This window comes from Phenylobacterium sp. (assembly GCF_024508875.1).
Taxonomy (GTDB): domain Bacteria; phylum Pseudomonadota; class Alphaproteobacteria; order Caulobacterales; family Caulobacteraceae; genus Phenylobacterium.
This window is the reverse complement of sequence record NZ_JANINU010000114.1, coordinates 1-7,079: the sequence shown is the minus strand read 5'-3', so window position 1 is coordinate 7,079 and position 7,079 is coordinate 1. Positions and strand designations below refer to the sequence as shown.

Here is a 7,079-nt window from a genome sequence, read left to right as displayed (position 1 = left end):
GACGCCGCCGCCCCGCCGGCCGACGCCGCTGCCGCTCCGCCCGCCGCGGACGCTGGCGCGATGTCGTCGACGGCCCCGGCCGCCGCTCCGGCCGAGCCGGAAAAGAAGTAAGCCTTCTCTCCAAGAGATTGCTTGGAAGGCGGCCGTCCCGATGGGGCGGCCGTTTTTCTTTGGAGTTTCCCTCCCCAAAAGGGGAGGGAAGGGCGCTATTCCACCGTCACCGACTTCGCGAGGTTTCGCGGTTGGTCCACGTCGGCGCCCTTCTGGACAGCCACGTGATAGGCCAGCAACTGGATCGGCGGGGAATAGACCAGCGGGGCGATCAGCGGGTCGCAGCGCGGGGCGGTGACCACCACGCGGGCGCCTGACGGCGCGTGCTTCTGACCTTCCGGGTCGGTGACGAAGATCACCTGTCCGCCGCGGGCCATCACCTCGCTCATGTTCGACGCGGACTTCTCGAAATAGCTGTCGAAGGGCGCGAGGATGACGATCGGCGTCTGCTCGTCGACCAGGGCGATGGGGCCGTGCTTCAGCTCGCCGGCGGCGTAGCCCTCGGCGTGGATGTAGCTGATCTCCTTGAGCTTCAGGGCGCCTTCGAGGGCCAGCGGGTACATGGGGCCGCGGCCGAGGTAGAGCACGTCGCGCGCCTTCGACATTTCCTGGGCGATGCCGCGGACCGCGTCCTCCAGCTCGATCGACTCGGCCACGAGACGGGGAGCTTCCAGCAGCACGCGGACCATCCGCTGCTCCTCGGCGGCGTCGATCCGGCCGCGCGCCGCGGCGGCCGCGACGGCAAGGGCGGTCAGCACGCTGACCTGGGCGGTGAAGGCCTTCGTCGACGCCACGCCGATCTCCGGGCCGCAGTGGATCGGCCAGACCACGTCGACCTCGCGCGCCATGGTGGACTCCACGGCATTGACCACCGCGGCGCTCTTCATCCCCTTGCCCATGCAGTACCGCAGCGCAGCCAGGGTGTCGGCCGTCTCGCCCGACTGGGACATCGCGATCACCAGCGCTTTGGGCGACAGCGCGGGCTGGCGGTAGCGGAACTCGGAGGCGATCTCGACGTCCACCGGCAGGTCGGCGAGCTGTTCGATCAGGTACTTGCCGAGCAGGCCGGCAATATGGGACGTGCCGCAGGCGACGATCTGAATGCGGTCCAGGCCGGCGAAATCGATGCCGCCGGGTATGGCGGTGCGGCCAGCCAGAGTGTCCACATAGGCCGCGATGGTGCGCTGGCAGCCCTCCGGCTGGTCGTGGATCTCCTTCTCCATGAAGTGGCGATAGTTGCCCTTCTCCACGAGCGCGGCCGACGCGGGCACGGTGCGGACGGCCCGTTCCACCGGGCGTCCCGACTGATCGAAGATCTTCGCGCCGTCGCGGCCGATGGCGACGAAATCGCCCTCGTCCAGATAGCTGACACGGTTGGTGAACGGGCCGACGGCCAAGGCGTCCGAGCCGATGAACATTTCGCCGTCGCCGTGGCCCACCACCAGTGGGCTGCCTCGGCGGGCGCCCATGACCAGCCCGTCCTCGCCCTCGATCAGCACGCCGAGCGCATAGGCGCCGCTGAGCTGGTCCAAGGTCGCCTTGAGCGCCGCCACGGGATCGCGCCCCATGGCGAGCTCGCTGTCGAGCAGGGCGGCGATCACCTCGGTGTCGGTGTCGCTCTCGAAGGTCCGGCCGGCCGCCTGCAGCCGTTCGCGCAGCTCGGCGTAGTTCTCGATGATGCCGTTGTGGACCAGGGTGACCCGCCCCTGGGTGTGCGGGTGGGCGTTGCGCACCGAAGGCGCGCCGTGGGTAGCCCAGCGCGTGTGTCCGATCCCGACCGTGGCGGGCAGCGGTGCGGCGGCCAGCACGTCCTCCAGCGCCCGGATCTTACCCTCGGCCCGGCGGCGTTCGACCTTGCCGCCGACGATCCCGGCGATCCCCGCCGAATCGTATCCACGATACTCAAGGCGCTTCAGGCTCTCGATCAGCCGGTCCTGTACCGGAGCGGTCCCGACGATGCCGATAATGCCGCACATGTTGCCCTGGCCGTCCCTTGTAGTATGGCGAAGGCCGGCGCTTTCGCCGGCAATTGCGGCGCTTTAACATCCGCCAAGGTCGCTGCGACTAAAAGTCTGTTTCGGATCGTTTCCCCGGCCCCTTTTCCACGAGCATCCTCATGAGCAAGCGCGCCTACTTCGGCACCGACGGAATCCGTGGGGAGGCCAATCGCCATCCCATGACCGCCGAGGTGGCCCTTCGCGTCGGCATGGCCGCGGGCAAGATGTTCCAGTCGAACGACGAGCGGCGCCACCTGGTGGTGATCGGCAAGGACACCCGCCTGTCCGGCTACATGATCGAGCCTGCCCTGGTGGCCGGCTTCACCAGCGTCGGCATGGACGTGCGCCTGTTCGGCCCCCTCCCCACGCCCGGCGTGGCGATGATGACCCGGTCGCTCCGCGCGGACCTCGGCGTGATGATCTCGGCCTCGCACAACGCCTTCTCCGACAACGGCATCAAGCTGTTCGGGCCCGACGGCTACAAGCTGTCGGACGAGAAGGAGCTCGAGATTGAGGCCCTGATGGACGAGGGGCTGCAGCAGAACCTGGCCACGCCGTCGGCGCTGGGCCGCGTGCAGCGGATCGACGACTCCCAGGCCCGCTACGTCGAGATCGCCAAGGCCACCTTCCCGCGCAGGCTGAACCTCAGCGGAATGCGCATCGTGATCGATTGCGCCAACGGGGCGTCGTACAAGGTGGCGCCGGCGGCCCTGTACGAACTGGGCGCCGAGGTGATCCCGATCGGCATCGCCCCCAACGGCTTCAACATCAACCAGGAGTGCGGCTCGACGCACCCGGCCGCCATGCACAAGGCGGTGAAGGAATACCGCGCCGACATCGGCATCGCCCTCGACGGCGACGCCGACCGTTTGGTGATCTGCGACGAGAAGGGGCAAGTCGTCGACGGCGACCAGATCATGGCGCTGATCGCCGCCGACTGGGCGGGGCGGGGCAAGCTGCGCGGCGGCGGGATCGTCGCCACCGTCATGTCGAACCTCGGCCTAGAACGGTTCCTGCACGCGCGCGGCCTGACGCTGGACCGCACCCAGGTCGGCGACCGCTACGTGATGGCCCGCATGCGCCAGGCCGACTTCAACGTGGGCGGCGAGCAGTCGGGGCACCTGATCCTCTCGGACTTCTCCACCACCGGCGACGGCCTGCTTGCGGCGTTGCAGGTGCTGGCGGTGCTGAAGGAGAGCGACAAGCCGATGAGCGCTCTGGCCCGCCAGTTCGAGCCGGTGCCGCAGAAGCTGGAGAACGTGCGGTTCGCCGGCGGCAAGCCGCTGGAGAGCGACGCCGTGAAGGCCGTGCTCGCCGACGCCGAGCAGCGCCTGAACGGCACGGGCCGCATCGTCGTGCGCGCCTCGGGCACCGAGCCGCTGATCCGCATCATGGCCGAGGCGGATGACGAGAAGCTCGTCAACCAGGTGATCAAGGAGATCGCCGGCGCGGTGAAGAAGGCCGCCGCCTAAGCCTCCAGACGAGGCGCTACGTCGCCACGCGAGTTTCGACGCACTGCAAAGCTGCAGATGCGACCTGCAATCACGCGGATTGTGGGCGCCGCTGCGTAACCGTATTCCGCCGGTCCCCAGGGAACGCCGGTCCGTGAGAGGCCGCGTCCCAAGACCAGGTGTGTGAAATGAAACGTCTGATGAAGTGGGCCGGCTATGGCCTAGCCGGCGTCGCTGGCCTGTTGCTTGTCGTCATGGGCGGCGCCTACGCCGTGTCCGAGGCGATGATCCGCTGGCCGGTCGCGCGGCCGAAGGTTCAGCTCGTGGCGTCTACCGACCCTGGCGCCGTCGCCCGCGGGGCGCGGGTCGCCAAGCTCAACGGCTGCCAGGACTGTCACGGCGAAAGGCTTCAGGGCCTGCTGTTCCACGACGAAATGCCGATCGTGCGGCTCTGGGCGCCCAACCTCAGCCGGGCCATTGCCGAGCAGACGGACGCCGAGCTGGACGGGGCCATACGTCATGGCGTGGCCGCCGACGGCCGCCGCCTGTGGGTGATGCCGTCCAGCGCCTTCGCGCACCTGACAGACCAGGAAACGGCCGATCTCCTGGCCTACCTGCGCACGTTCAAGCCGACAGGCGAGAGGCAGCCGCGCATCCAGGTGGGCCCGGTGGGGCGGATCGGCGTGCTCATGGGCCAGTTCAAGTCCGAACCCGACATGATCGCGGCGAACGGCGCGGGCCTGAAGCTGGTCGATCTGGGGCCCGAGCATGCCCAGGGCCGCGAGCTGGCCCGCGCCTGCGTCGAGTGCCACGGCCAGTCGCTGGAGGGGAACAAGCTGGCAAAGTCGCCCGATCTGTCGATCGCGGCGTCCTACGATCCCGAGGACTTCGCGCGCCTGCTCCACACGGGCATCGCCGCGGGCGACCGCAAGCTGGGCCTGATGAGCCAGATCGCGCCTGTGCGGTTCGGCGGGCTGACCTCCGAAGAGGTCGCGGCGCTGCAGGGCTACCTGAAAGCCCGCGCTGCGCGACAGATCGCCGTGGCTGACGCGACGTCACAGCCGGTTCAGCAACGCTAGCCAGAGGTAAAATCTTGTGTCATCGTCGTCACAAATCGGCCGGCTCGACCCGGACCGACCTGAATAACGGGCTCTGGGAGGAATAAATGCGTCGCGACCTCGCCTTGTCGGGCGTGGCGCGGCAGGTGGAGCGGCCCGTCCGCTCTGTGGCCTGCCTCGCCTTCGTGGGATTGATGGGCGCCGCCTTCTGGGCGGGCGCGGTCTGGATCGCCGAGGCGTTCCTGCAGTTCCCGGCGCCGGGCCTCTAGCTCCGCGTCAATAACCGGCCTTCTCAAACGGTTGAGCTGTCCGACGCGCCCGTCGGCATGAAGCGAACCCGCCAGCCGCGGGCGCTCGCCCGAACCGGGCTATCCTTCTGAATTAAGAGAACGACCGCCGCGCCGCGCGGTCAGGGCTTGTAGGCGCGCAGGAACGTGTCGACCGCCCGGGCCACCTGCTCGTCCACCTCGGCGGGGGTGGGGTCGGCGGCGATTCCCCACATGCGCGGCCAGTAGATGCCGCTGATGGCGATGTCCTTGAAATGCTGGGCGGCGATCAGCGGATCGGTGCGCCGAAGCAGGCCCGCGTCCATCAGTTCTTCGAGATAAGCGCCGATGCGCGCCAGCACGATCTTGGGGCCGCTCTCGTAGAAGACCCGGCCAAGTTCGGGGAAGCGCTCGCTCTCCGAAACGACCAGGCGCTGGATCCCGACTGCTTCAGGCGTCATCAGGTGCGCCAGGAAGCTGCGCGCGAAGTGGGTCAGCCGGGCCTGTACGTCGCCGGCGTCGGGACCGATGTCGAAAAGGGTTTCCTGCAGGTCGCCGCACTGGCGCTGCATCATGGCCGCGAATAGGTCCTCCTTGCTCTTGAAGTAGTTGTAGAGCGTGCCCTTCGAGCCGCCTAGGCGGGCCGCGATGGTCGACATCGAGGTGGCGGCGAACCCCTCGGCCAGGAAACAGTCGCGCGCGACGTCGAGGATCGTCTCGCGACGGTCTTCCCGTTTGCTGCTGTGCGCGACGGACATGCGCATTTCCCTAAAGCCACGCCTTGACGGCGTCCAGTGACCCGCAATATATGACCGTACTGTACGGTCAGATCAATGGTCCAGACCGTCGCACTCGCAACTCCTCCCCGAGGCGCGGACATGTCCCGTTCGATCATCGGCCTACTGGCCGGCGCTGCGGCGCTGGCCGGATGCGCCACCGTCCCGAAACTCCCCGATCCGCCGAAGGCTGCCGAAGCCGGCGGGTTCGCCACCGCGCAGAGCTTCCAGGCTCCACAGGCCGAATGGCCGGCCGACCGCTGGTGGACCGCCTATGGCGACCCGCAGCTCACCGCGTTGATGGACGAGGCGCTGGCGGGCTCTCCCAGCCTGACGGAAGCCGCCGCGCGCCTGCGCGCCGCTCAGGCTCGCACCGAGCAGTCGCGCGCAGCGACCCTGCCCAGCCTCTCCGGCAACGCGCAGGCTTCTGAGACCAAGCAGTCCTACAATAACGGCATCCCGGCCGATTTCGTCCCGCGCGGCTACAACGACACCGGCCGCGCGACGCTGGACCTCAGCTACGACCTCGACCTCTGGGGGCGGAACCGGTCGGCTTTGAAGGCGGCCACGTCCGAGGCCGAGGCGGCGCGGATGGATGCGGCCGAGGCCCGGCTTGCCCTCACCACGGCGATCGCGGCCGCCTACGCCGACTTCGCCCGCCTGACCGCCGAGCACGATGCCGCCGACGCGGCCCTGAAGAACCGGCAGGCTTCGGCGGACTTGGTGGCGCATCGGGTCGCCGGCGGCGCGGCGAACCCGGGCGAGGCCGACCAGGCCCGCGCGGCGGCCGCCCAGGCGCGGCAGGATCTAGCCGCCCTCGACGAACAGCTCGCGGTGGCGCGCAATCAGCTCGCCGCGCTGGCGGGGCAGGGCCCGGACCGTGGCCTCTCGCTCGGCCGCCCGAAGGCCGCGCCGGCCGGGGGCTTCGGCCTGCCGCAGAACCTGGCGGCCGATCTTTTGGGCCGACGTCCCGACCTGCTGGCGGCCCGCCTGCGGGCCGAGGCGGCAAGCAAACGGATCGACGTCGCCAAGGCCGGCTTCTATCCGAACGTAAACCTCGCCGCCTTCATCGGCGTGCAGTCCCTGGGGCTCGACAACCTGACGAAGTCCGGTTCCGGCATCGGCCAGGCCGGCGCCGCGATCAGCCTGCCGATCTTCGAGGGTGGCCGTCTCCAGGGCGCCTACCGCGGCGCCCGGGCGGACTACGATGCCGCTGTCGCCGCCTACGACCAGACCCTGGTGCAGGCCCTGCAACAGGTGGCCGACGCCGCGGCCGGGCAAAGGGCGCTGCAGGCCCGTCTGTCCGCCGCGCGCGACGCCCTGGCGTCGGGAGAGCAGGCCTACCGCGTAGCGCGCCTGCGCTACGAAGGCGGCCTCACCTCCTACCTCACCCTGCTGACCGCCGAGGACGCGGTCATCGCCCAGCGCCGCGCGGTCGCCCAGCTTGAGGCCCGCGCCCTCACCCTCGACGCCAGCCTCG

At 69.3% G+C, this 7,079-nt stretch carries 6 protein-coding genes; 4 read left to right on the top strand and 2 right to left on the bottom strand.

All coding sequences use genetic code 11. The annotated features are described in order from the left end of the window. Window positions 1-206: 206 nt before the first annotated feature. Window positions 207-2,027 (bottom strand): glutamine--fructose-6-phosphate transaminase (isomerizing), encoded by a 1,821-nt coding sequence (gene glmS, locus Q0L11_RS10015; RefSeq protein ID WP_296597025.1) that lies wholly within the window; start codon window positions 2,025-2,027, stop codon window positions 207-209. A 140-nt stretch (window positions 2,028-2,167) separates the two neighbouring features. Here glmS and glmM point away from each other — a divergent pair, with 140 nt between their 5' ends. The 3 genes from glmM (at window position 2,168) to Q0L11_RS10000 (ending at window position 4,826) form a co-directional block, all read left to right on the top strand. Beyond that, on the top strand, window positions 2,168-3,520 hold the full coding sequence (gene glmM, locus Q0L11_RS10010) for a phosphoglucosamine mutase (RefSeq protein WP_296597024.1): 1,353 nt from the start codon (window positions 2,168-2,170) through the stop codon (window positions 3,518-3,520). Window positions 3,521-3,687: 167 nt separating this feature from the next. Further along, window positions 3,688-4,578: a cytochrome c gene (locus Q0L11_RS10005; protein WP_296597023.1), complete on the top strand. Its 891-nt coding sequence runs from the start codon at window positions 3,688-3,690 to the stop codon at window positions 4,576-4,578. An 86-nt stretch (window positions 4,579-4,664) separates the two neighbouring features. Then, window positions 4,665-4,826 (top strand): hypothetical protein, encoded by a 162-nt coding sequence (locus tag Q0L11_RS10000; protein ID WP_296597022.1) that lies wholly within the window; start codon window positions 4,665-4,667, stop codon window positions 4,824-4,826. A 140-nt stretch (window positions 4,827-4,966) separates the two neighbouring features. Here Q0L11_RS10000 and Q0L11_RS09995 read toward each other — a convergent pair whose 3' ends face one another. Then, the gene (locus Q0L11_RS09995) at window positions 4,967-5,581 is read right to left on the bottom strand and encodes a TetR/AcrR family transcriptional regulator (RefSeq protein WP_296597021.1); all 615 of its coding nucleotides are present in this window, start codon (window positions 5,579-5,581) and stop codon (window positions 4,967-4,969) included. 120 nt (window positions 5,582-5,701) lie between these two features. Between Q0L11_RS09995 and Q0L11_RS09990 the strand changes: the two genes are divergently transcribed. Further along, window positions 5,702-7,079, top strand: a 1,378-nt coding sequence (locus Q0L11_RS09990; RefSeq protein WP_296597020.1) for an efflux transporter outer membrane subunit, incomplete at its 3' end; no start/stop codon positions are given.